Source organism: Phaeobacter inhibens DSM 16374, from assembly GCF_000473105.1.
Classification (GTDB): domain Bacteria; phylum Pseudomonadota; class Alphaproteobacteria; order Rhodobacterales; family Rhodobacteraceae; genus Phaeobacter; species Phaeobacter inhibens.
In genome coordinates, this window is sequence record NZ_KI421498.1 from 2084529 (window position 1) to 2107041 (window position 22513).

Sequence of the window (22513 nt, forward strand, 5' to 3'; positions counted from 1 at the left end):
GTTTGCGCGCGCGGGCTACGGCTGACTAGGCTCAGCCGTGTCCGAGGAGGATGATTATGCATCGATATTTAAAGTTATTTTCGTATTTTCTTATTATCTTACTGATATTCGCTGCGGCTCTCGCCTATTGGCAACGCGAGTCGCTGAGCCGGTTGATGGCCGTAAACACGCTGTTTGACGAAGATCGCATTGTTTCCAATTTCTCAAATATGGAAGGTGCATTTTTGACCGCGCCGCTTGATCGCGGCGATGGCCCGGTGAGCGCACTCCCCTCCGGAGTAGAGATGACCCTCCCCCCCGGCTCGCAAGACTGGATCAGCCACAGTAACGTGACCTCCCTGCTGGTGTTAAAAGGCGGCCAGATCCGTCACGAGAGCTACTATCAGGGCACGGGCCCGGATGACCTGCGGATCTCTTGGTCGATGGCGAAAAGCTATCTCTCCGCACTCCTCGGCGTTCTGCTGCGAGAGGACAAGATCCGCTCACTCGATGATCTGGTCATCGACTATGCGCCAGAGCTGAAGGGCAGCGCGTATGAAACGGCCAGCATCCGCAATGTGCTGAACATGGCCAGCGGCGTGAAGTTCAACGAAGATTACCTGGACTACGATTCCGATATCAATCGGATGGGCCGCACCCTCGCGCTTGGTGGGACGCTGGATGATTTCACCGCCGACCTGAACGAGACCATCGGAGGGCCGGGCGAGGCCTGGCAGTATGTATCCATCGACACCCATGTTCTGGGCATGGTTATTCGTGGCGCAACGGGGCGTCCTATCCCTGATTTGCTCTCCGAGAAAATACTGCGGCATTTGGGGCTGGAACGCGCTGGTTACTACCTGACTGACGGCGAAGGCGTCGCGTTCGTTCTCGGCGGTATCAATCAAACCACACGCGACTACGGGCGTTTCGGCCAGATGATCGCCCAAAACGGCCGCTACAACGGCAGACAGGTTGTACCACAGGCCTGGATCGCCGCCTCGACCCGCCCATCCGCCCCGACCGATGCAGGTCGGATTGGATACGGGTTTCAATGGTGGATCCCGAAGAACGCCGTTCCAGGTGAATTTCTGGCCAGAGGGGTCTATGGGCAATATATCTATATCAACCAAGGCCGCGACGTCGTCGTTGTTGTCACCAGCGCTGATCGGGGATTTCGCAAACCCGGTGTTGCGGATGAAAACGTCAAAATGCTGCGCGCGTTGGCGAAATCACTGTAGGATATACCCATGGATCAAGACGACAGCGTAAATGTGTTCGGGGAAGCACTGGCACCCTGTTCCACCACCCCCTTGACCGGGTTCTTCCGGGACGGCCTTTGCAACACCTGCGCGCAGGATCAAGGCAGCCATACGGTCTGCGCCGTCATGACTGACGAATTTCTGGCATATTCCAAATATGTCGGCAACGATCTGTCCACCTCGCGACCTGAATTTGGTTTTGCGGGATTGAAAGCCGGGGACAGCTGGTGCCTCTGTGCCGGACGTTTCCTGCAGGCCGCTGACGAGGGCTGCGCGCCGCAGGTCAATCTGGCAGCGACCCATAAACGTGCGCTGGAGATCGTGCCGCTCAGCGTACTGGAAAGCCATGCTTTGCCGGGTGATGTGGCCTAGGGTCAGGAGCCCTTACTAGAAATGAAGAAAGGCACCTGCTATGCGAGGCGCCTTTCGCTTTCTTCGCTCTGCCAAGATCAGTCGCTGTCGCGACCTTCGGTGTCCGACATATCAAAGCCGAGGTGACGCGCGACGGTAAAGATATCCTTGTCGCCGCGGCCACACATGTTCATCACAATGATATGGTCCTTAGGCAAGTCGGGCGCGATCTTCATCACATGGGCCAGCGCATGACTCGGCTCAAGTGCCGGAATGATGCCTTCCATAGCGCAGGATAGCTGGAACGCCTCCAGCGCTTCCTTGTCAGTGATGGAGACATAATCGGCCCGGCCGATATCGTTCAACCAGGCATGCTCCGGACCGATACCGGGATAATCGAGCCCGGCAGAGATGGAAAAGCCTTCCAGAATTTGTCCATCATCATCCTGCAATAGGTAGGTGCGGTTGCCATGCAGCACGCCAGGGCGACCACCGGTGAGCGAGGCACAATGCTGCATCTTCTCATCGACACCTTTGCCACCGGCCTCAACACCAATGATGTTCACCGACTTGTCGTCCAGGAATGGGTAGAACAGGCCCATGGCGTTTGACCCGCCACCAATTGCTGCGATTACGGTGTCCGGCAGACGTCCCTCGCCCTCCTGCTCTGCCAGCTGCCAGCGTACTTCTTTACCGATCACCGACTGGAAATCTCGCACCATTGCCGGATAGGGATGCGGTCCCGCCACTGTGCCGATGCAGTAGAAGGTGTCGTGGACATTGGTCACCCAATCCCGCAGGGCATCGTTCATGGCATCCTTCAACGTGCCGCGGCCAGAGGTCACCGGAATGACTTCGGCACCCAGAAGGCGCATACGGAAGACATTGGGCGCCTGACGCTGCACATCATGCGCACCCATATAGACCACGCATTTCAGCCCAAATTTGGCACAGACCGTGGCAGTAGCGACGCCATGCTGGCCCGCGCCGGTTTCCGCAATGATCCGATCCTTACCCATGCGACGGGCCAGCAGGATCTGTCCCAGCACATTGTTAATCTTATGCGCGCCGGTATGGTTCAGCTCATCCCGTTTTAAATAGATCTTCGCGCCGCCCAGATGCTCAGTCAGCCGCTCGGCGAAATAGAGCGGACTGGGCCGACCAACATAGTTTTTCCAGAGATCGTCCATCTCGGCCCAGAAACTCGGGTCGTCCTTGGCGCGATCATATTCCTCTTCCAGGCTGAGGATCAGCGGCATCAAAGTCTCGCTGACGAACCGCCCTCCGAAAATACCAAACCGCCCCTGTTCATCGGGACCGTTCATGAAGCTGTTGAATAGATCTTCGGCCATGGTTCTTTCCTTCTTCGCGGCGCTCGATATGAGTATAGCGCGGCCTGCGCCGGGTAAAGAGAGGTGCGACGGATTCTACGAAATGTCGCGGAAAGGGGCAGGTGTAAAAGACCGACATGCACGCCTCTCAGCGACGTGGCGCACCGGCGGCCTCACAGAAGGCGCGAATACGCGCAGGATCCTTTACGCCGGGCGCACTCTCGGCACCTGAGGCTACATCGACCTGACGCGCACCGGTGACGCGGATCGCCTCTGCGACATTCTCAGGCGTCAGCCCGCCGGCCAGCATCCAAGGGGTGCGCCAGTATTTCTTGCGTGCCAGAAGCCCCCAATCAAAGGTGACGCCATTTCCGCCCGGCAAGACAGCGCCCTTCGGCGCCTTGGCGTCCACCAGAATCTGATCGGCAACGGCCTCATAGGCCTCGATCCTTTGGATATCCTCGGCAGTGGACACCCCAAGCACCTTCATTACAGGCAGACCATAGCGCGCCTTAACCTCAGCCACGCGCTCCGGCGTCTCCTGCCCGTGCAGCTGGATCATATCCAATGGAACAGCGCTGGTGATTTCATCCAGCATGGCGTCATCCGGATTGACCACCAAAGCCACTTTGCACAAACCAACAGGCGCCTCGACTGCGAGCGCCGTGGCTTCCTCTACGGTCACAGAGCGAGGGGATTTTGCAAAGAAATTGAACCCGATATAAGCCGCCCCGGCATCAGCCGCGGCCACGATGTCCTGCGGTGTTTTCAGTCCGCAGATCTTAACCCGAATGTCCATCATGAGTGCGTTAGCTTGCTTCGTCGAGTATAGCGAGGACCTCGTCCTTGCCCTCGTGCTTCTGCTTTTTCAGGCGATTGACCTCGCGCGAGAGCTTCTTCGCCTCGCGGGCTTTCAGATCTGCCTCACGACGGTGTTTGTGTTCACGCAACCATTCAATGATGAAGCCGATAATCAGACCAACAGCGATACCCCCTAGCACAACCACAAACAGGGGGAGTTCGATGCGGAAATTATAGCCCAAGAACTCGGCGAAGGCCGTGGGCATGAGCTTAAGCTCAACCAAACCCCGATTTGCCAAAGAGACCGAGATAAGGGCGATGGCAATCACCCCAAGATAGGCATAGCGAATATAGCGCATCAGGCTTTTCCGTTCAGGCGGTCCCTCAAGAGTTTACCTGTCTTGAAGAACGGCACGTGTTTTTCCTCAACATGGACCGTTTCACCCGTGCGGGGATTGCGACCAACTCGCGCATCCCGCTGTTTCACTGAGAAGGCGCCAAAGCCCCGCAGCTCCACACGGTCGCCGCGCGCCATTGCGTCGGTCACCTCCTCGAACACCGTATTCACGATCCGCTCCACATCACGCTGATACAGGTGCGGGTTTTCGTCTGCAATCTTCTGGATCAATTCCGAGCGGATCATTTCTCGGCCCTCCCAAGCCAAGCTAGGCACAGTTTCTATTGAACGACTATAGGTACAAAACCTCGAACCGGGAACAGTGGATGCAGGCCTGCCCCGCAAATAAGTCAGCGTTTGCCTATCATTAGGCGGGTTCTGGCGGTTTCTGCCCACAAAGCAGAGATGGGGCCCCCTCGATTCAGCTGCAAGGGTTGCAATTGCATTTGTGATTCGCAGCAGTATCTGAATGCGGTTTTTCATCCATACCCCGCTCTAGGTCGGGAAGAGCAACCTGCGACAAAAAGAAACGGCCCCACCCCAAAAGGGCAGGACCGTTCAAAATTTTCAGCCTAGGCTGGCTGCTGAAATCAGTCGCCTGTTTTCAGCGCTGCGCCCAGAATGTCGCCCAGAGACGCGCCGGAATCGGAGGAGCCATACTGTTCAACGGCTTCTTTTTCTTCCGCGATTTCGCGTGCTTTGATCGACAGACCCAGACGGCGGGTCTTGCCGTCCACGTTGGTCACGCGCACGTCAACCTTGTCACCAACCGAGAAACGCTCAGGGCGCTGTTCGGCACGGTCACGGGAGAGATCGGAGCGGCGGATGAAGGACTTCATGCCTTCGTATTCCACTTCGATGCCGCCTTCTTCAATGGCGGTGACGTTCACGGTCACGATGGAACCGCGCTTCACGCCGCCAACGGCTTCAGCGAACTTGTCGCCGCCGAGGGCTTTGATCGACAGAGAAATACGCTCTTTCTCGACGTCCACTTCGGAGACAACAGCCGAAACCATGTCGCCTTTGCGGTAGTTCTGGATCGCGTCTTCGCCGCGCTCGTCCCAGGACAGGTCGGAGAGGTGAACCATGCCGTCGATGTCGCCGTCGAGGCCGATGAACAGACCGAATTCGGTGATGTTCTTGACTTCGCCTTCGACCTGAGTGCCCTCGGGGTGTGTTTCTGCAAACACTTCCCATGGGTTACGCATGGTCTGCTTGAGGCCCAGGGAAACGCGGCGCTTGGCACCGTCGATTTCCAGAACCATGACGTCGACTTCCTGCGAAGTGGAGACGATTTTGCCCGGGTGGACGTTTTTCTTGGTCCAGGACATCTCGGAGACGTGAACCAGACCTTCGACGCCCGGCTCCAGTTCAACAAATGCACCGTAATCGGTGATGTTGGTGACACGACCTTTGTGCACGGAGGACAGCGGGTACTTGGCGCCAACCAGATCCCACGGGTCTTCCTGCAGCTGCTTCATGCCGAGGGAGATACGGTGAGTCTCTTTGTTGATCTTGATGACCTGAACCTTGACGGTTTCGCCGATCGACAGGATCTCGGAGGGGTGGTTCACACGGCGCCATGCCATGTCGGTGACGTGCAGCAGGCCGTCAACGCCGCCCAGGTCAACAAACGCACCGTATTCGGTGATGTTCTTGACCACACCATCCACGGCCTGACCTTCGGACAGGTTGCCGATGACTTCGGCACGCTGCTCGGCGCGGGACTCTTCGAGGATTGCACGACGGGACACAACGATGTTGCCACGACGACGGTCCATCTTCAGGATCTGGAACGGCTGCTTCAGACCCATCAGCGGGCCGGCGTCGCGCACGGGGCGGACGTCAACCTGCGAACCGGGCAGGAATGCAACAGCGCCGCCCAGGTCGACGGTGAAGCCGCCTTTGACGCGACCGAAGATAGCACCTTCGACGCGCTGGTCGTCTGCGTATGCTTTTTCCAGGCGATCCCATGCTTCTTCGCGGCGGGCCATCTCGCGGGAGATAACAGCTTCGCCACGGGCGTTCTCAGCAGCGCGCAGATAGACTTCTACTTCATCGCCAACAGAGATTTCGGGAGCTTCGCCAGGGTTTGCGAATTCTTTGAGCTCAACGCGGCCTTCCATTTTGTAGCCGACGTCGATGATGGCCTGGCCCGCTTCGATTGCGATGACCTTGCCTTTGACAACGGAACCCTCTTCGGGGGTGTCCATTTCGAAGCTTTCGTTCAGGAGGGCTTCGAATTCCTCCATCGATGTGTCTTGAGCCATGTGGTCTCAGGTTTCCTTTACAAATCGGTTTTATCTGGCCGGGCGGTTGTCTCCGCCGGTCTTGAAGATTGGTCCTTACGAGGCGCAGCACAGGCCGGTCTGATCAGACAAACACAAAGGGCCGAGGTATGCCTCGACCCTGCTCAGAATGCCGTCCGTGCGTTAACCGCCTCTATAGTGACAGCGCGCTTAGTATGCGGATTCCCGCTTCGGCGCAAGGGAAACCGTCACCAGATACCAAGGAGCGGCGAACGGTCACAAGTTCACAGCAGGGTCAGAAGGCGCGTGATCACGGGTCGTGGGGCCGTTACAGCGACCGGATCAAGCTAGTGACGCGCATCAATCGCCGCGATTGCCGTCGCCACGGCCTCATCAATCGTGAGCGCACTGGTATCGATCAGCACCGCATCGCTCGCAGGTTTCAACGGCGATTCCAAACGGTTGGTATCGCGCGCGTCCCGCGCCTTCACATCTTCCAGCACCTCAGCATAGCTGGTGGGATTGCCCGCTGCCATCAACTCCTGCAAGCGGCGCTGCGCACGGACTTCGGCGCTCGCTGTCACGAAGAGCTTGGCCTGCGCGCGCGGGCAGATCACCGTGCCGATATCCCGCCCGTCCAGAACCGCCCCGCCTGCACGGCGGGCAAAAGCGCGCTGAAAATCGACCAATGCCGCGCGCACCTCAGCGATCACCGCCACCTTAGACGCGGCCTGCGCCACTTGCGCGGTGCGCAGTTCTGGCCGTTCAAGATCATCCGGCAGCAGCGCAAGGGCGGCATCAATCGGCTTATCCCCGGCAAGCATCCGCGCCCCGACCGCACGGTAGAGCAGGCCCGTATCCAGATGGCCAAACCCGAAATGGGCCGCCACTGCCCGGGAAATCGTGCCCTTGCCTGCGGCAGCCGGGCCGTCAACTGCAACAGTAAAGCTCATGCCGTCGTCTCTAGCCGCGCCCCCAGCGTGGTCATCAGCGGGGTGAAGATCGGGAAGGACGTGGCAATAGGCGTGCCATCATCGACAGTCACGGGTTTCTGGGCCCCCATACCCATCACCATGAAAGACATCGCGATCCGATGATCCAGGAAACTCTCACAGGTGCCGCCGCCGGGCACGCCTTCCGGTCCCAGACCGGTGACGGCCCACCAATCGTCACCCTCTTCAACCATCACGCCATTTGCCCGCAAACCGCGCGCCATCGCGTCGATCCGGTCACTTTCCTTCACCCGCAGTTCCTTGACGCCGGTCATCATGGTTTTGCCCGTCGCAAAGGAAGCCACAACCGAAAGCACCGGATATTCATCAATCATCGAAGCCGCGCGCTCCGGTGGGACGTCGATCCCCTTCATATCAGGCGAGTACCGCGCGCGCAGATCCGCAACCGGCTCACCGCCCTCTTCCCGCATATTTTCAAAAGTGAGATCCGCGCCCATATCCTGCAAGGTATAGAACAGCCCCGCCCGCGTCGGGTTCAGGCCGATACCCGGTACCAGCACATCGGACCCTGGCGTAATCAATGCTGCGCAAACCGGGAAAGCCGCGCTTGAGGGGTCACGTGGCACCGCAATGACCTGCGGTTTCAGTTCAGGCTGCCCAGTCAGTGTGATGACCCGGCCTTCATCCGTATCTTCTACAGTGATCTCGGCGCCGAACCCCGCGAGCATGCGCTCAGAATGGTCTCGGGTGGCCTCTTTCTCGATCACAACTGTCTGCCCCGGAGCATTCAGTCCCGCCAGAAGGACCGCGGATTTCACCTGCGCGGAGGGCACCGGAACTGTGTAGCGCACCGGTGTCGGCTCCGCAGCTCCGACGCTTGTCATTGGCAGACGCCCACCGGACCGACCAACAGATTGGGTCCCAAACAGGGCCAGCGGATCGGTCACCCGGGCCATTGGTCGTTTGTTGAGGCTGGCATCCCCCGTGAAGGTAACCGTGATAGGAGAAGTCGCCATGACCCCCATGATCAGCCGCACACCGGTGCCGGAGTTGCCGCAATCAATCACCTGCTCCGGCTCAGCCAGACCACCGACGCCGACACCATGCACAGACCAATTGCCACCACCATGATTGATGACCTCGGCGCCCATTGCCTGCATTGCCTTGGCGGTGTCCAGTACATCTTCCCCCTCGAGCAGACCCGAAATCTTGGTCTCTCCCACGGCCAGGGCGCCCAAGATCAGCGAGCGGTGAGAGATCGATTTATCGCCCGGAACCTCGGCAATGCCGGTCAGAGGATCCGCGCGGTGCGAAGTCATCGGGATGGGCGTACCGTGTCCGGACATGAGGAGCCTTTCGAAATGCTAGCGTTCACAATTGGACTACCCAATCGCTTGGTGTCGGTCCAGCGCGTTTTCCCATTGGCGCCACGCCCCGCAAGATATTGCACCACGCAAAGAGCAGGGCCAGGCAGCAGGATCAGAGGCGACGGAATGTCATATAGTGAGGTGTGCGACCTTCGCGCAGGGCCTTTTGCTCATATCGGGTTGAGATCCAGTCATCCCATGCCACACGCCAGTCATCCGGTCCTTCTGCCAGCCACTCGAACCCGGCCTGCGGCACCTCTTCCATGGTCTGGCGAACATAGTCGGGAATATCCGTTGCCACCCGAAAGATCGCGCCTGGCTTCAGGCATTTTGCGAGTGGCTCCAGATGTTCCTGCGTAACAAAACGGCGCCGATGGTGGCGTGCCTTTGGCCAGGGATCAGGGTAGAGCAGAAACGCACGGGAAATCGACTGTTCCGGCAAGACATCCATCAGGTCACGGGCATCGCCGGGATGGACCTTGATGTTATCCGCCCCTGCGCGGCGAATTTTGCCCAGAAGCATTGCAACCCCGTTGATATAGGGTTCTGCCCCGATGATGCCGACATCAGGATTCGATTTGGCCTGATGCACCAAATGTTCGCCACCGCCAAAACCAACCTCTAGCCAGACGTCGCGCCCGCCGAACATTTCCTTGAGCTCCAAAGGGGTGCGATCTGGGTTCACATCCCACCCCACCGCGCCGGGGCTGAGTGAGGCAAGATCCTCATCAATGTAGCGCTGCTGGCTGTCTTTAAGTTGCTTGCCCTTCAGGCGTCCGTAGAAGTTACGCCAAGGCGCGCCACTCTGATGTTTATCAACCGCGTTGGGCCGGCTGTCGCCGGAGGGCGCCTGGTCGGGTTTGCTGTCATCAGACATCGGGGATTTTTCCTATCGAGCGTTCAAAACCTGGCCGCCCCTCTGCCCGATGCAGCCGTCTGGGTCAAGCCAGCCACCGCGACGACCCCGCTCTAGGGGGTCTCGCGCAGCACCCCCGCCGCCATCAGGCGCAGCCGAGTCGGGTACCAGACATCCTCGGGTTTGGTTTTCAGAGTCTCAATCGCAAAGGCCGGATCCACACCGCGCTGCATCATATACTTCAGATGGCGAAAAACTTCTGACTGCGTGTCACGATAAATCCAGGTCCCGAATTCAAACGGTGTGGCCCAGTTTTCATCCTTGCGCCACAGACGATAGTAGCTCTGCACCGCTTTCGGTGCCCAATCACGCTGGTGAAAGCCAATCTTCGAACCGAGAGTCATCTGACGTCGATTGCCGGCTAGGAAAATATCGACACAGGCGCTGATGCATTCTCCGACCACCCAGGTATCCAGCGCGTGACCCTGCACGATATCGGCGATCGACTCACCTGCATAGACACTGCCTCCACCGCTGTTCAGCTGGAGCCGCGTTATGGCGGGGTTGGCATCCAGAATATCGCGAAAGGGTTCTATATCCTCATCGCTGATCTCACCGATTTCAGCCTGTTGCGTGCCATCAACCTGTTGTGAAACCAGATTATCGGTATCATAAATCAGCGTCGTCCCATCAATCTTGAATTTGGTGGGAAGCGTCTGACGGGCCTCCGCCGGGTGGGGCATCAGCGAGATCCCCAGAAGACAGGCCAACGCAAGCTGCCGACACGCGCGCAGGTGGAGAATGAACCGGCAGCGAGAACCCATCAAGGTCAGCTCCATAACAATACAATCACTGGTCTATACTGCCCGCAAAATGCCCGGATCTCCAAGCGCTTTGCGCGCCTGAAATCGCAGTATACGGCGCCCAGATGAAAAAAGGCGGGGACATCCCCGCCTGTTCTATATGCAAATGAGAGAGGTCGATCTCGATCAGATCGCTTTTGCCAGCGCCTCTACCAAATCAGTCCGCTCCCAGCTGAACCCGCCATCCGCATCCGGTTCCCGGCCAAAATGACCATAGGCCGCCGTGCGTTCATAGATCGGTTTATTCAGCCCAAGGTGATGACGAATACCGCGTGGCGTCAGATCCATGATCCGATCAATCGCCGCCTCAATTTTGGCCGCATCCACGTCGCCCGTGCCATGGGTATCGGCATAGATCGACAGCGGTTTGGCAACACCAATCGCATAGGACAGCTGAATGGTGCATTTATCTGCAAGCCCCGCCGCCACCACATTCTTGGCAAGATAGCGCGCTGCATAGGCTGCCGAGCGGTCAACTTTGGTCGGGTCTTTACCGGAGAATGCGCCGCCACCATGAGGTGCTGCGCCGCCGTAGGTGTCGACGATGATCTTGCGCCCTGTCAGGCCCGCATCCCCGTCTGGACCACCGATAACGAATTTACCGGTTGGATTGACGTGCCAGATGGTTTCATCGGTCAGCCACCCCTCGGGCAGGGTCTCGTGGAAATAGGGTTCGACTATGGCACGTATATCGTTGGAGGTCAGCGTCTCATCCAGATGCTGGGTCGACAGCACCAGCGAGCTGACACGCACCGGTTTGCCATTTTCGTAGACCACCGAAAGCTGCGACTTCGCATCCGGGCCAAGCGCCGGTTCCGCGCCGTTTTTGCGCACCTCGGCGAGACGACGCAGGATTGCATGGCTGTACTGGATCGGTGCTGGCATCAGCGCGGGCGTTTCATTGGTCGCGAAACCAAACATGATGCCCTGATCCCCTGCGCCTTCTTCTTTATCAACTGCGGCATCAACGCCCTGTGCAATATGAGCGGATTGCTCGTGCAGCAGGTTGGTGATCTCCACCGTCTCATGATGGAACTTATCCTGCTCGTAGCCGATATCCTTGATGCAGGCGCGGGCGATCTCATCGATACGGCCCATGTAATCGTGCAGTTTGTCTTGGTCCGACAAACCCACTTCCCCCCCGATGACCACGCGGTTCGTGGTTGCAAAGGTTTCGGCCGCTACGCGGGCTTCGGGCTCTTCGCTCAGAAAGGCGTCCAGAACGGCATCCGAAATACGGTCACAGACCTTATCCGGGTGTCCCTCGGAAACCGATTCCGAGGTGAAAGTATAATTCGTGCGGGTCATGAAAGGTGCTCCGTTGGGTTTAGCCTGCCACGCCAGGAAGCCGTTGTGGCAGTAATCGATCCGCAGTACGCGGGGAGACGTGTGTCGTCAATCTATAATGCCCAGAGGTTAAGCAGCTATGACCCGCGCGCAAGTGTGGTGCTGCGTCGCAGCGCCAGCCCGCCAAGGGCGATGCAGAAAAGAAACACTGGCAGATCTCCGGTCCGTGCATAAAGGGTTCGCGGCAGCGGTGCAGGCAGCGCCACATCCAGATAGCCCGCAACGCCCAAAGGCAGGGCGTCCAAAATCCGTCCATAGGGATCAATCATGGCCGAGATCCCGGTATTTGCGACGCGCGCCATGGGCAAGCCCTGCTCAATCGCGCGCATCCGTGCCTGAACCAGATGCTGATAGGGGCCGGAATAGGTGCCGAACCACGCATCATTGGTGATCTGGATCAGCAGGTCGGCCCGCCCCGGTGCGGCATTCACATCCTGCGGAAACACGGCCTCATAGCAGATCAACGGCAGCGCCTTTCCCACCGGCAAATCCAAGAGCCGAGGCCCCGGCCCCGCCGCATAACCCGCCCCGGCCTGCGACGCAAAACCATGCACACCGAAGCGCGCCATCAGATTGCCCGCCGGAATATACTCTCCAAAGGGGACCAAGTGCGCCTTGTCATAGATCTGAGCGGGAACGTTGCTGCCCTGCAAGACAATCGCCGAGTTGTGGTATTGCCCATCAGTTCTGCGCTGGATGCCCAACATGACCGGCGTATCCCCAGCCGCAGATACAACCTCATCCAAGACATCTTCCGCGTAGTTCAACATCAGGGGAATAGCCGTTTCCGGCCAGAGGATGAGATCCACCGCAGATCCGTCAGCCGTAGGAGCACGCGAATACTCCAACTGCCGGTCGACAAACGACCAGCGCAGGTCCGGGTGCCATTTCTCGTCCTGAGGTGCATTGGGCTGTACAAGGCGCAGCGTATGCTCGGTCAGGACGGCGACAGGTGGTTTCGGCAGAAGCCCCACGATGGCCCCCACTGCAAAGACCGGTAGCAGCGCAACTACCGGGCGGCGGCGGATCAAGCCAAGTGGGACCGTGGCACTCAAAGTCAGAAAACCCAGGCCATGCGGTCCGATCCAAGGCAGCAGTTGGGCAGCAGGCGTATCAATCCAGAACTGCCCGAAGGCGGCCCAAGGCAGACCGGTCAGGACATAGGCGCGCGCAAATTCCCCAAGCGAGAGCAGTGCGATGAACAGCGGCAGCCTAGTAGCCCCTTGCCCAAACCGAACCGCAACACCAAACGCCAGCGCCCAAAACAACGCCAGCCCGCCCGCAAGACCTACAACGGCAAAAGGCGCCATCCAGGCATAGCGATCTGCATCAACCTGAAATGGTTCATAGATCCAGATCATACCGACGGAAAAATATGCCGTTCCCAACAACCAGCCAAACAGCGCGCCACGGCGGATAGAGGATACCTGAAGCAGCTGATATCCGACCACCCCAAGACAAAGCGGCACCAACCAAAGCACGTGGAATGGCGCCAGCGCAAAGGCCAGCAACCCGCCAGCGGCAACAGCGGTCGCGACAGATAGGAACGCGGACCGTAGGCTGGTCGCCGACCAGGCCTTAGTGATCATCCTGAACAATCCGGCAGCCGTACCCGCAATCGCTTGATCCGGCGCGGATCGGCGTCCATTACCTCAAATTCAGGTCCATCAGGATGCTGAATGACTTCGCCCCGTGCAGGCACCCGCCCCGACAGCATAAAGACCAGCCCGCCAAGGGAATCGATTTCTTCGCCGTCGACATCCTCGTGATTGGTCAGTGAACGGCCGATTTCATTCTCGAATTCATCCAGCGGGGTGCGGGCCTGTGCGATGTAGCAGCCCTGTTTTTCGCGAAACCAGGTCTGATCCTCACCAGCATCATGTTCATCCTCGATCTCGCCAACAACCTGCTCAATCAGGTCTTCGATGGTCAGCAGGCCGTCGACCCCGCCATATTCGTCGATCACCAGCGCCATATGGCGCCGCTCGGCCTGCATCTTGGTCAGCAAAACACCAATTGTCATGGAGGGCGGCACGAACAGAAGCGGCCGCACCATGCCTTCAAGGCCGAAATCTGCTTCGGTGCCATTGAAGCCATGCATTAGGGCGAAGTCTTTGAGATGGACAAAGCCGATCGGCGTATCCAACGTGCCCTCATAGACGGGAATCCGGGTAAAACCGCTTTCGCGGAAGATCTGAACCAGTTCGTCCTTGGGTGTAGAAACCGGGATCGCAACAATCTCCGCGGCGGGGATGGCCACATCCTCAACCCGCAAGCGGCGGAGGTTGATCATCCCATGCGGTTGGTTCGGCAGACGTGTGTCCGGACCGGCAGTCACGCCTTCTTCAGTTTCTGCCGGAGCAAAGGAACCGAAAATACGCCCCAGAAACCCCGTTGATTGTGCAGCCGCTACACTGTTGTCCGCGCTGCCCTTGTTCTCCAGCGCGCCCTGCGCTGCGTTAGAACTTCCGTCGATATCGTCCATCGTTCCTATCCGATACGCCCATGATTGGGGCTGTCATCTAAAGTATATGGGTCATCAATACCCATTTTGCCAAGTATCTGCACCTCAAGACGTTCCATCAAAGTGGCGTCAGGGTCACGAATGTGATCATAACCCAAAAGATGCAACACTCCGTGAACGATCAAATGGCGCAAGTGATCCGCCAGAGATTTGCCGGCATCCTCAGCCTCACGCGCGCAGGTCTCATAGGCAATCGCAATGTCACCAAGCGGAATTTCGCCAGTGAAATCCGCCTCAGGCAGCAGTGGCTCGTCGCCCGCCTCCTCAGACGAAAGATCCTCCGCAGGCCAACTGAGCACGTTTGTAGGCTTCGCTTTCTGGCGAAACTCAGTGTTCAGCTCCATGATCCGTGCATCATCGCAGGCCAGCAAAGACAGTTCGCAGTCGTCGGCATCCAGACCAAAATGCCCAAGCACCGCATGGATCGCCTGCACCGCATGTGTAGTGAGGTCGGCGTCCTGCCAACGGGTATCCTCTATGGAGATGTCGAGGGTCATTATCCAAATCTCACAGCCAAGGCAGTCCGCCGTCGCAGGCGATGTCAGCTCGGGTTCCAGATGGCAGCGCCTTGGGACCCGAGCTCCTATCGCCCTAACAAAATCAATCCGTGACGGATGTGATCAGGCGGGTTTCTCATCCGCCTCATAGGCTTCGATGATGGCGGCGACAAGCGGATGCCGCACCACGTCGCGCGACGTGAAGTAATTGAAGCTCACCTTGGGAATGCTGCTCAGCAATCGTTCGGCATCTGCCAGACCTGATGCGACCCCGCGCGGCAGATCGACCTGGCTGCGGTCGCCAGTGATCACCATACGCGATCCTTCGCCCAGACGCGTCAGAAACATCTTCATCTGCATCGTTGTGGCATTCTGCGCCTCGTCCAGCACGACAAAGGCATTGGACAGCGTGCGACCGCGCATGAAGGCCAGCGGGGCAATCTCGATCTGTTTTTCTTCCAGCAGCTTCGCCAATTGCTTACCCGGCAGGAAATCGTTCAGCGCATCGTAGAGCGGCTGCATATAGGGATCGACTTTGTCCTTCATGTCGCCGGGCAGATAACCAAGCTTCTCGCCAGCCTCTACGGCGGGACGGCTAAGAATGATCTTGTCGACATGGCCAGTGATAAACATGCTGACCCCAACCGCGACGGCCAGATAGGTTTTACCAGTACCGGCCGGACCGATGCCAAATGCCAGCTCATGTTCGAATAGAGACTGAACATAGGCTTTTTGCGCATCGGTGCGTGGCTCGACCAGCTTCTTGCGGGTCTTGATCTCGACCTTGCCCCCCCGGAACATCTCCAGCTGGCTGCCGGGGTCGGCGACCTGCTCCTGCCCCATCCGCAACTCGCGATCAATGTCACCGGCCTCTACGCTTCGGCCAGTTTCCAACCGATCATACAGTGCGGCCAGAACTGCTGCCGCCTGGTCGCGCGCGGCTTCTTCGCCCAGCACCGAAAGCTGGTTGCCACGCCGGACGATCTGCACACCGAGCTTTTGCTCAAGCGTCGCAAGATTGCGGTCATATTCTCCGCACAGATCAATCAGCAGTCGGTTATCGGGAAATTCAAGCAGCGCCTCGTGGGAGGCATCCTGCTCCTGCGATGGGGTCAAAGTGCCAATGGCCAATCCGGTCTCCTGTCTTTGACGGTGTTCACTCAGTGTGCCCCTCGACTCGCCCCGGCGCAAGCTGCGCATCCGCAATTTCACGCGATTGAAACAAAATGGCCGCCCCGGAAGGACGGCCACACGGCAGTGATCTGTAGCTGTGGGTGCATCCGATCAGATCGGATCCTCGACACTGGAGCCTGATTTGAACGGGCCAGTTGCAGTATTTGGTGGTGCAACCCCAGAACATACCGGACGCCCATCCGGCGCCAGACGTTGCGACAGATAACCTTCCACACCGTCGTCGATGATCCAGTGATCGCAGCCGGTTGGGTCCACCCAGATGCCTGCCTTCAACTGAGAGAGATCCTTGCTGTCGAAACCGCGATCCACGGTTTTGTCGACCTTTTCGTCGCAGGCCGCGAGACCAATCGCCACGGATGCCAGCAACGCTGCTTTAATGAATGACATAGACGTGCTCCTCAGCGCAGGCAGATGATTTCAACGCGGCGGTTCTGCGCCATGTTGGCGGCAGAATCATTGGGGACACGCGGATCGCGTTCGCCGTAACCACGCGCCTCGAGGATGCGCGCGCCAACCGATTGGCCGACCTTGGCGACCGCATTTGCCCGGCGCTGAGACAGGCGCATGTTGTACTCATCCGATGCGCGACTGTCGGTATGGCCGGTGATGATGAACGAACGCGCATTGGCGGATTGGAAGAAGTCGCGCAGGCGCTGCTGTCCCGCCGCGCTAATACGGTGCCTGTTGGTCGCAAAGAACTGATCGCTCGGCATTACGCCGCAGATGTCACCACGACGGCAAACCGGTTTGCCATCCCGGGTAACATGCGGTGTCATGAAGCCTTCGGCGCCATCGTCCATCACCCAGTGTTCGCAACCATCGGGATCAACCCAGATGGTTGGAATATAGCTTTGACCGATCACACCGGCATCCTGCGCCAGCAGAGCGCCCACATTCAAGCCGACAGTTGCGACAACGGTGGCCACGAGTCCGCAGAGTTGTTTCCGCATTGGTTTCAACACACTCAATATCCCCCTTACACCAGTCATTCGCAGGCGTCATTCTAGCGGCCACGCAGGCTTTGCGCGGGCCGTTACCGTGATATTCGCAGGTATAGAACGCAAATTGCAATCATTTGCTTAAGGAAATCAGAAGTTTCACGGCCCATGTCGCGGTGGGGGCGCAATCGTCTGCGCGACCGCCCCCGCCCATAAATCAGTCGATCAGCGCACCCGCCAGCGAGTTGGCGCCGGAGGACAGGATCCGCACGCGGGCAAGATCCCCGATAGCCCGGTCGCAATCCGCGACATGGACCGCATGCAGATAGTCGGATTTCCCAACCATCTGCCCGGGGAACCGTCCCGCTTTCTCGAACAGCACGGTGACGTCACGGCCTACCATGCTGTCCTGAACCTCGCGTTGCTGCTTCGTCAGCAGGGCCTGCAGGCGCTGAAGCCGGTCGTCTGCCTCTTTGGGATCGACCTGCGGACGTTCCGCCGCCGGGGTGCCCGGACGGGTGGAGTATTTGAAGGAATAGGCGGTACCATATTTCACCCCTTCCACCAGATCCAAAGTGGCCTGGAAATCCGCCTCGGTCTCTTCCGGGAAGCCAACGATAAAATCGCCAGAGATCAGGATATCAGGCCGCGCGGCGCGGATGCGCTCGATCAAGCGGAGATAGCTTTCGGCGGTATGTGCACGGTTCATCCGTTTGAGGATCTTGTCGGATCCCGCCTGCACCGGCAGGTGCAGATAAGGCATCAGTTTGGCACAGGTGCCATGCGCCTCAATCAGGTCATCCTGCATGTCGTTGGGATGCGACGTGGTGAAGCGGATGCGCTCCAGCCCGTCGACCTTGTCCAACTCCCAGATCAGCTGCGCCAGCGTCATGTCGCCATTGGCGCCGGCACCGTGATAGGCGTTCACATTCTGACCCAGGAGGGTGATTTCGCGCACCCCACGCTCGACCAGATCCTGCGCCTCTCGCAGAATACGGTCTGCCGGGCGCGAGACCTCGGCGCCGCGGGTATAGGGCACCACGCAGAAAGCGCAGAATTTGTCGCAGCCTTCCTGCACCGTCAGAAACGCGGTGGGGCCGCGCTTGGCCTTGGGGCGGTTTTTCAGCTTCTCGAATTTGTCTTCTTCGGGAAAGTCGGTGTCGAGCACCTTCTCCCCTTCCCGCGCCTTGGCTTCCATTTCTGGCAGGCGGTGATAGCTTTGCGGGCCAACCACCAGATCAACCAGCGGCTGACGGCGCATGATTTCCTGTCCCTCGGCCTGCGCAACGCAGCCTGCGACGCCGATCTTCAGATCCGGTTTCTCCGCCTTCAGCCCCTTGAAGCGGCCCAGTTCGGAATAGACTTTTTCAGCGGCCTTCTCCCGGATGTGGCAGGTGTTCAGCAGGATCATGTCCGCATCATCAGGCGATTTGGTTTCAACATAGCCTTCGCCGCCCAGCGCCTCGGCCATGCGTTCACTGTCATAGACATTCATCTGACAGCCATAGGTCTTGATAAACAGCTTCTTCGGGGCGCTCATGGGGACAACCTTTTCAGCGGAGGGTCGCAACAGCGGCGTGGCATAGCCGGAAACGGCTCTGCTTGCAATGCCGCCCCGATTACCCGATTTTAGCAGCAACCGCCAGATAAGGGCGTCGGCAGAGAGCAGTAGGCAATCGGATATGATGCATTCATCACTTGAGGGATTTCTAGGACATGCCAAAACGGCCCTGGCAAAAGGGCCTGTCGCCCTGATCTTTGTTGAGGATAAGGTTGAGATCGCAACAACCCTACGCCACCACCTTGATCTAGGTTTCGCGACGGTCGTGGTGTTTATGCCCGATGCCTTTGATATCCCCTATGATCTGGAAACACGCATCGAGCGCGTGCCATATGATTGCAGCAAGCGAGACGCCGTATTCGATGCGATAAACAAAGTCATCGCGGCCGCCGCACCCGGATGTTGGCTCTACTACTGTTATAACGCCGAATACCTGTTTTATCCCTTCTGCGAGAGCCGGAACGTTGTGGAACTGCTAGGCTTTCATGCAGAAGAACGCCGTGACGCGATGCTGAGCTATGTCATCGACCTCTACGCGGGGGATCTTGTGGCAGCGCCGAATGGCGTTTCGCTGGACACCGCGCATCTGGACAAATCCGGCTACTATGCCCAATCCCGCAACGATCCGCAGACAGGTCACCCGCTGGACCGTCAGCTGGATTTCTACGGCGGCGTGCGTTGGCGGTATGAGGAACACATTCCCGCAGCCAGTCGGAAGATCGACCGGATTTCGCTATTTCGCGCCAAACCTGATCTGCACCTGTTCGACGATCACCGCTTTAGCGAGCCTGAGTACAACACCTACGCCTGTCCCTGGCATCACAATCTGACGGCAGCCATCTGCTCCTTCCGGACGGCCAAGGCGCTGAAACGCAATCCCGGGTCATCATTTGAGATTGATAACTTTCGCTGGCATAATTCTGCCCCGTTTGACTGGCACTCGCGCCAGCTTCTTGATCTGGGACTGATGGAACCCGGGCAGTGGTTCTGAAGGTCTGAGCCGTCACGCCGGCTCAGACCCTGATATCAGTCAGCGTTGTAACAGAACCGGGAACCAATCCTCGCGCAGGATCTGACCTGGTGTCATCTCGTGACCCGGATATGGCGGCGACGTGGGACCGGGACGTTCGATGTAGCGCGCATCGTCGCCGACAAGACGCAGCGAAAAGGCACGACGACGGGAGTTGCTGGTATTGGCGCGCGCACCATGCAGTGTGCGATAGTTGAATGCGACCGCGTCACCAGGCTGCATCTCCCATTCTTTAACGGTCATGCCGTCGGCGTCCGGGTCCGGAACCGGCATGTACTGACCCTCATCGACAAAGAAGCCTTCTTCAGACACCCAACGTGTCGGCAGGACTTCTTTCTCCCACCGATGAGAGCCAGCAACACAGCGCAGCGATGCATCCGTGACCGAGTCAAGCGGCGACCAGAAGCTGATGGTCTGCTGGCCTTCGACAAAGTAGTAGGGCCCATCCTGATGCCAGGGCGTCGCCATAGAGGTGCCCGGCTCCTTCACCAGGACATGGTCATGAAACATCTGAACGCGCTTCGATTGCATCAGATCTGCCGCCACCTCGGCGACGGGTGAGTGTTTGATCGCCTTTTCGAACTGAGGGATACGGGTCCAGTTGCAATAGTCGTCAAAGAAACGCCCTGTCTGGCCCCTTTTTTCGTTATTGGAGGCATAGGGGCCCGGCTCGGCCATATTGGCCTCCACACCGTCGCGGAGCAGTTTCACCTGATCCGCGAAGAGCCCGCGGATCAGCACCACGCCGTCGCGTTGGAACTGATCAATATGATCCTGAGTGATAAGGGGATGAGGCATGGTGATAGTCCTTGGGATCGAAATTCCGGGCTGCGACGGCGGGCGCTGCGGCCCGTTTGCCCTTGATCCTGCGCACAGAGACTGCGCATGCTAAAATAATATCTCGATATAAGAAAAATAATCTGATGTTATATTTAACCCTGCGCCACTACGAATACGTCTGTGCTATTGCGCAGTATGGCAGCCTCTCAGCAGCGGCAGCGGCGGTGCATGTCAGCCAGCCTGCGCTGTCCACCGCACTCGCACGGATTGAGGCACAGTTGGGCGAAACCTTGTTTCTGCGTCGTCGTGGCGCTGCGGTGGTTCTCACACCGCAGGGACGCAGCTTTGCTGCGCGTGCGCAGGCGATTCTGGAGCAGGCTGCACAGTTGGAACGCCAAGGCAGCGAAGATACGACTGGCCAGCAACTGACTGTTGGCTGGTTCACTGATCTTGCACCATTCCTACTCGCGCCCGCTCTTCAGCGCCTTCGCGTTGCCCTCCCGGGTGTTGCGATCCATTACAAGGTTGATCATTTTGAACCATTGATCGCTGCAATGATCGCCGGGAATGTTGACTTGGCCATCAGCTACGACCTTGGCGTGGATGCCAGTTTCATGCGCCAGGAACTGTCACGCCGGTCTCCCGTTGCACTGCTGCCGCGACGCCATCCACTGGCAGGCCTAGACCACCTCGCGCTAGCCGATCTCGCTGAGCAGCCGCTGATTCTATCAGAAGAAGGGCACTCCGTGCGCCATATGCTTGGGCTGTTCAAATCGATCGGCACCCTGCCCCGCATCGCCCATCGCGCCGCGTCGGTAGAGCTGTTGTGCAGCTTGGCCGCCCACGGCGAGGGCATTGGTATCACCTACAGCAGGCCACCGGGTACGTATTCCTATGACGGACCGGGGTTGGTCTCAGTTCCGATCAGGGACACATCTGCAGAAGAGCCTCTTGTGCTGATCAGCCACACCCGACCTGCCCGCGGCAGCGTAATTCAGCGGGCACAAGACATTTTGGTGGACGTGGTAACAGCCAATTCGCCGGACCAGTGAAGGACTCAGATCTTGCGCAGTCGGATCACAACATCAACAGAAGCGATCTCAACCCCCTGCGGTGCCGCAGGAAGGCTCTTGATCACCAACTGGTCGGATGGCGCATCTGACAGACGCCCCTCATCCTCCCAATAGAAGTGGGGATGATCATGAGTGTTGGTGTCAAAATAGCTTTTGGAGCCGTCCACAGTGATTTCCTGCAAAACACCGGCATCGCAAAATGCGCGAAGGGTATTGTAAACGGTCGCCAGGGACACCGCGGCCCCCTTATCCTTGGCCGCGTCGAACAGGCTTTCAGCGGTGACATGACGATGCTTACCATCGCCCACGAGCAATTCTGCCAGCGCCACCCTCTGGCGAGTCGGGCGCAATCCGGCTGTTTCCAGCCAGTTGGTAGCGATATCTGCGGGTGTTGGCGTCATAAAGCAGGTCCTGCATAGCGTTGCTGGACCTATTTATAGGCCGAAAGGGTCGCTGTATTCAATTCAATTTGCGCGACCTCAGTATCTCCTCCTAGACTGTTACAGTTGAAAAACCTGAAGGCCACAGCCGGGATGCCGGTTGTCCCACTGCGCCCGGAACCCTTGCAGGAGAGTCGAAACGGGTGCTACAGGGGGCCAGATAGACGATGATAACATAGGCAGGAGAAGCGCCAGCATGGCCGATTACCCCAGCAGCTTTGACAAAGACGATTTGCTAAAATGCGCCAGAGGCGAGCTGTTTGGCCCTGGCAATGCACAGCTGCCCGCCCCTCCCATGCTGATGATGGATCGCATCACTGATGTGTCCGCAGATGGCGGTGCCCATGGCAAAGGTCACATCACAGCCGAGTTCGACATCACCCCTGAGCTGTGGTTTTTTGACTGCCATTTTCCCGGCAATCCGATCATGCCTGGCTGTCTTGGTCTTGATGGCCTCTGGCAGCTGACCGGCTTCAACCTCGGTTGGCGTGGCTGGCAGGGACGTGGCTATGCATTGGGTGTTGGCGAGGTCAAACTGACCGGCATGGTGCGCCCCGATCGCAAGCTGCTGACCTACAAGATCGACTTTACCAAGGCGATCCAGACCCGCCGCCTGACCATGGGTGTTGCCGATGGGATCGTAGAGGCAGATGGCGAAGTCATCTACCAGGTCAAAGACATGAAGGTGGCCCTGTCCGAGAGCTGATCCACAGCTTTCCT

At 58.4% G+C, this 22513-nt stretch carries 24 protein-coding genes and 1 riboswitch; of the genes, 5 read left to right on the top strand and 19 right to left on the bottom strand.

Features of this window, described 5'->3' with window-relative positions; genetic code table 11:
- The first annotated feature begins 56 nt into the window (after positions 1–56).
- Positions 57–1220 (top strand): serine hydrolase domain-containing protein, encoded by a 1164-nt coding sequence (locus INHI_RS0113730; RefSeq protein WP_014879151.1) that lies wholly within the window; start codon positions 57–59, stop codon positions 1218–1220.
- Positions 1221–1229: 9 nt separating this feature from the next.
- Positions 1230–1613, top strand: coding sequence for a DUF2237 family protein (locus INHI_RS0113735; protein ID WP_014873588.1), 384 nt, complete (start codon positions 1230–1232; stop codon positions 1611–1613).
- Positions 1614–1690: 77 nt separating this feature from the next.
- Here INHI_RS0113735 and trpB read toward each other — a convergent pair whose 3' ends face one another.
- The 17 genes from trpB to miaB form a co-directional block, all read right to left on the bottom strand.
- Complete coding sequence (gene trpB / locus INHI_RS0113740; protein WP_014879150.1) at positions 1691–2944, bottom strand: tryptophan synthase subunit beta; 1254 nt, start codon at positions 2942–2944, stop codon at positions 1691–1693.
- A gap of 127 nt (positions 2945–3071) precedes the next feature.
- Complete coding sequence (locus INHI_RS0113745) at positions 3072–3725, bottom strand: phosphoribosylanthranilate isomerase (RefSeq protein ID WP_014879149.1); 654 nt, start codon at positions 3723–3725, stop codon at positions 3072–3074.
- 7 nt (positions 3726–3732) lie between these two features.
- The gene (locus INHI_RS0113750) at positions 3733–4083 is read right to left on the bottom strand and encodes a lipopolysaccharide assembly protein LapA domain-containing protein (protein WP_014879148.1); all 351 of its coding nucleotides are present in this window, start codon (positions 4081–4083) and stop codon (positions 3733–3735) included.
- Positions 4083–4367 carry an integration host factor subunit beta gene (gene ihfB / locus INHI_RS0113755; protein WP_008560927.1) on the bottom strand — a complete coding sequence of 95 codons (285 nt, stop codon included), beginning with the start codon at positions 4365–4367 and terminating at the stop codon, positions 4083–4085. Before ihfB ends, INHI_RS0113750 begins: the two co-directional genes overlap by 1 nt.
- A 344-nt stretch (positions 4368–4711) precedes the next feature.
- Positions 4712–6391 (bottom strand): 30S ribosomal protein S1, encoded by a 1680-nt coding sequence (gene rpsA / locus INHI_RS0113760; RefSeq protein WP_014873584.1) that lies wholly within the window; start codon positions 6389–6391, stop codon positions 4712–4714.
- Positions 6392–6717: 326 nt separating this feature from the next.
- On the bottom strand, positions 6718–7323 hold the full coding sequence (gene cmk / locus INHI_RS0113765; protein WP_027248013.1) for a (d)CMP kinase: 606 nt from the start codon (positions 7321–7323) through the stop codon (positions 6718–6720).
- Positions 7320–8669, bottom strand: coding sequence for a 3-phosphoshikimate 1-carboxyvinyltransferase (gene aroA / locus INHI_RS0113770; RefSeq protein WP_027248014.1), 1350 nt, complete (start codon positions 8667–8669; stop codon positions 7320–7322). The genes cmk and aroA overlap by 4 nt, the downstream gene beginning before the upstream one ends.
- A gap of 133 nt (positions 8670–8802) precedes the next feature.
- On the bottom strand, positions 8803–9567 hold the full coding sequence (trmB, locus tag INHI_RS0113775; protein WP_014879146.1) for a tRNA (guanine(46)-N(7))-methyltransferase TrmB: 765 nt from the start codon (positions 9565–9567) through the stop codon (positions 8803–8805).
- A 92-nt stretch (positions 9568–9659) separates the two neighbouring features.
- Positions 9660–10370, bottom strand: coding sequence for a COG3904 family protein (locus tag INHI_RS0113780; protein ID WP_027248015.1), 711 nt, complete (start codon positions 10368–10370; stop codon positions 9660–9662).
- A 165-nt stretch (positions 10371–10535) separates the two neighbouring features.
- Positions 10536–11717, bottom strand: coding sequence for a methionine adenosyltransferase (gene metK, locus INHI_RS0113785; protein WP_027248016.1), 1182 nt, complete (start codon positions 11715–11717; stop codon positions 10536–10538).
- Between the two features lie 6 nt (positions 11718–11723).
- Positions 11724–11772, bottom strand: a riboswitch (SAM-SAH riboswitch).
- 61 nt (positions 11773–11833) lie between these two features.
- Positions 11834–13345, bottom strand: coding sequence for an apolipoprotein N-acyltransferase (gene lnt, locus INHI_RS0113790; RefSeq protein ID WP_014879144.1), 1512 nt, complete (start codon positions 13343–13345; stop codon positions 11834–11836).
- Positions 13342–14241 carry a hemolysin family protein gene (locus INHI_RS0113795; RefSeq protein ID WP_014873577.1) on the bottom strand — a complete coding sequence of 300 codons (900 nt, stop codon included), beginning with the start codon at positions 14239–14241 and terminating at the stop codon, positions 13342–13344. Before INHI_RS0113795 ends, lnt begins: the two co-directional genes overlap by 4 nt.
- Positions 14242–14246: 5 nt before the next feature.
- Positions 14247–14777 carry an rRNA maturation RNase YbeY gene (gene ybeY / locus INHI_RS0113800; protein WP_014879143.1) on the bottom strand — a complete coding sequence of 177 codons (531 nt, stop codon included), beginning with the start codon at positions 14775–14777 and terminating at the stop codon, positions 14247–14249.
- Positions 14778–14900: 123 nt separating this feature from the next.
- Positions 14901–15908 carry a PhoH family protein gene (locus INHI_RS0113805; protein ID WP_027248017.1) on the bottom strand — a complete coding sequence of 336 codons (1008 nt, stop codon included), beginning with the start codon at positions 15906–15908 and terminating at the stop codon, positions 14901–14903.
- Positions 15909–16061: 153 nt separating this feature from the next.
- Positions 16062–16358, bottom strand: coding sequence for a hypothetical protein (locus tag INHI_RS0113810; RefSeq protein ID WP_014873574.1), 297 nt, complete (start codon positions 16356–16358; stop codon positions 16062–16064).
- Between the two features lie 11 nt (positions 16359–16369).
- Positions 16370–16921, bottom strand: a complete 552-nt coding sequence (locus INHI_RS0113815; RefSeq protein ID WP_027248018.1) for an OmpA family protein — start codon at positions 16919–16921, stop codon at positions 16370–16372.
- Positions 16922–17126: 205 nt separating this feature from the next.
- Complete coding sequence (miaB, locus tag INHI_RS0113820; RefSeq protein ID WP_027248019.1) at positions 17127–18449, bottom strand: tRNA (N6-isopentenyl adenosine(37)-C2)-methylthiotransferase MiaB; 1323 nt, start codon at positions 18447–18449, stop codon at positions 17127–17129.
- A 142-nt stretch (positions 18450–18591) separates the two neighbouring features.
- Between miaB and INHI_RS0113825 the strand changes: the two genes are divergently transcribed.
- Entirely contained in the window at positions 18592–19461 is an 870-nt protein-coding gene (locus INHI_RS0113825; RefSeq protein WP_027248020.1) for a glycosyltransferase family protein, read from the top strand.
- A 39-nt stretch (positions 19462–19500) separates the two neighbouring features.
- On the opposite strand, the gene INHI_RS0113830 is transcribed toward INHI_RS0113825, so the two are convergent.
- Positions 19501–20298 (bottom strand): phytanoyl-CoA dioxygenase family protein, encoded by a 798-nt coding sequence (locus INHI_RS0113830; RefSeq protein ID WP_027248021.1) that lies wholly within the window; start codon positions 20296–20298, stop codon positions 19501–19503.
- Between the two features lie 125 nt (positions 20299–20423).
- On the opposite strand from INHI_RS0113830, the gene INHI_RS0113835 reads away from it, so the two are divergent.
- Positions 20424–21332, top strand: a complete 909-nt coding sequence (locus tag INHI_RS0113835) for a LysR family transcriptional regulator (RefSeq protein WP_027248022.1) — start codon at positions 20424–20426, stop codon at positions 21330–21332.
- A 5-nt stretch (positions 21333–21337) separates the two neighbouring features.
- Here INHI_RS0113835 and irrA read toward each other — a convergent pair whose 3' ends face one another.
- Positions 21338–21754 carry an iron response transcriptional regulator IrrA gene (gene irrA, locus INHI_RS0113840; protein ID WP_014873568.1) on the bottom strand — a complete coding sequence of 139 codons (417 nt, stop codon included), beginning with the start codon at positions 21752–21754 and terminating at the stop codon, positions 21338–21340.
- 235 nt (positions 21755–21989) lie between these two features.
- Between irrA and fabA the strand changes: the two genes are divergently transcribed.
- Positions 21990–22499, top strand: coding sequence for a bifunctional 3-hydroxydecanoyl-ACP dehydratase/trans-2-decenoyl-ACP isomerase (gene fabA, locus INHI_RS0113845; protein ID WP_014879135.1), 510 nt, complete (start codon positions 21990–21992; stop codon positions 22497–22499).
- Positions 22500–22513: the final 14 nt, after the last annotated feature.

Excerpts from the sequence above, each read along its gene's own strand:
- ihfB (WP_008560927.1), bottom strand. The coding sequence starts at position 4,367 with ATGATCCGCTCGGAATTGATCCAGAAGATTGCAGACGAAAACCCGCAC.
- rpsA (WP_014873584.1), bottom strand. The coding sequence starts at position 6,391 with ATGGCTCAAGACACATCGATGGAGGAATTCGAAGCCCTCCTGAACGAA.
- INHI_RS0113780 (WP_027248015.1), bottom strand. The coding sequence starts at position 10,370 with ATGGGTTCTCGCTGCCGGTTCATTCTCCACCTGCGCGCGTGTCGGCAG.
- INHI_RS0113825 (WP_027248020.1), top strand. The coding sequence starts at position 18,592 with ATGATGCATTCATCACTTGAGGGATTTCTAGGACATGCCAAAACGGCC.
- trpB (WP_014879150.1), bottom strand. The coding sequence starts at position 2,944 with ATGGCCGAAGATCTATTCAACAGCTTCATGAACGGTCCCGATGAACAG.
- ybeY (WP_014879143.1), bottom strand. The coding sequence starts at position 14,777 with ATGACCCTCGACATCTCCATAGAGGATACCCGTTGGCAGGACGCCGAC.
- INHI_RS0113810 (WP_014873574.1), bottom strand. The coding sequence starts at position 16,358 with ATGTCATTCATTAAAGCAGCGTTGCTGGCATCCGTGGCGATTGGTCTC.
- INHI_RS0113750 (WP_014879148.1), bottom strand. The coding sequence starts at position 4,083 with ATGCGCTATATTCGCTATGCCTATCTTGGGGTGATTGCCATCGCCCTT.
- INHI_RS0113815 (WP_027248018.1), bottom strand. The coding sequence starts at position 16,921 with ATGCGGAAACAACTCTGCGGACTCGTGGCCACCGTTGTCGCAACTGTC.
- cmk (WP_027248013.1), bottom strand. The coding sequence starts at position 7,323 with ATGAGCTTTACTGTTGCAGTTGACGGCCCGGCTGCCGCAGGCAAGGGC.
- irrA (WP_014873568.1), bottom strand. The coding sequence starts at position 21,754 with ATGACGCCAACACCCGCAGATATCGCTACCAACTGGCTGGAAACAGCC.
- INHI_RS0113730 (WP_014879151.1), top strand. The coding sequence starts at position 57 with ATGCATCGATATTTAAAGTTATTTTCGTATTTTCTTATTATCTTACTG.
- INHI_RS0113835 (WP_027248022.1), top strand. The coding sequence starts at position 20,424 with ATGTTATATTTAACCCTGCGCCACTACGAATACGTCTGTGCTATTGCG.
- trmB (WP_014879146.1), bottom strand. The coding sequence starts at position 9,567 with ATGTCTGATGACAGCAAACCCGACCAGGCGCCCTCCGGCGACAGCCGG.
- INHI_RS0113735 (WP_014873588.1), top strand. The coding sequence starts at position 1,230 with ATGGATCAAGACGACAGCGTAAATGTGTTCGGGGAAGCACTGGCACCC.
- INHI_RS0113795 (WP_014873577.1), bottom strand. The coding sequence starts at position 14,241 with ATGGACGATATCGACGGAAGTTCTAACGCAGCGCAGGGCGCGCTGGAG.
- lnt (WP_014879144.1), bottom strand. The coding sequence starts at position 13,345 with ATGATCACTAAGGCCTGGTCGGCGACCAGCCTACGGTCCGCGTTCCTA.
- aroA (WP_027248014.1), bottom strand. The coding sequence starts at position 8,669 with ATGTCCGGACACGGTACGCCCATCCCGATGACTTCGCACCGCGCGGAT.
- miaB (WP_027248019.1), bottom strand. The coding sequence starts at position 18,449 with ATGAGCGCCCCGAAGAAGCTGTTTATCAAGACCTATGGCTGTCAGATG.
- INHI_RS0113830 (WP_027248021.1), bottom strand. The coding sequence starts at position 20,298 with ATGCCTCATCCCCTTATCACTCAGGATCATATTGATCAGTTCCAACGC.
- fabA (WP_014879135.1), top strand. The coding sequence starts at position 21,990 with ATGGCCGATTACCCCAGCAGCTTTGACAAAGACGATTTGCTAAAATGC.
- INHI_RS0113745 (WP_014879149.1), bottom strand. The coding sequence starts at position 3,725 with ATGATGGACATTCGGGTTAAGATCTGCGGACTGAAAACACCGCAGGAC.
- metK (WP_027248016.1), bottom strand. The coding sequence starts at position 11,717 with ATGACCCGCACGAATTATACTTTCACCTCGGAATCGGTTTCCGAGGGA.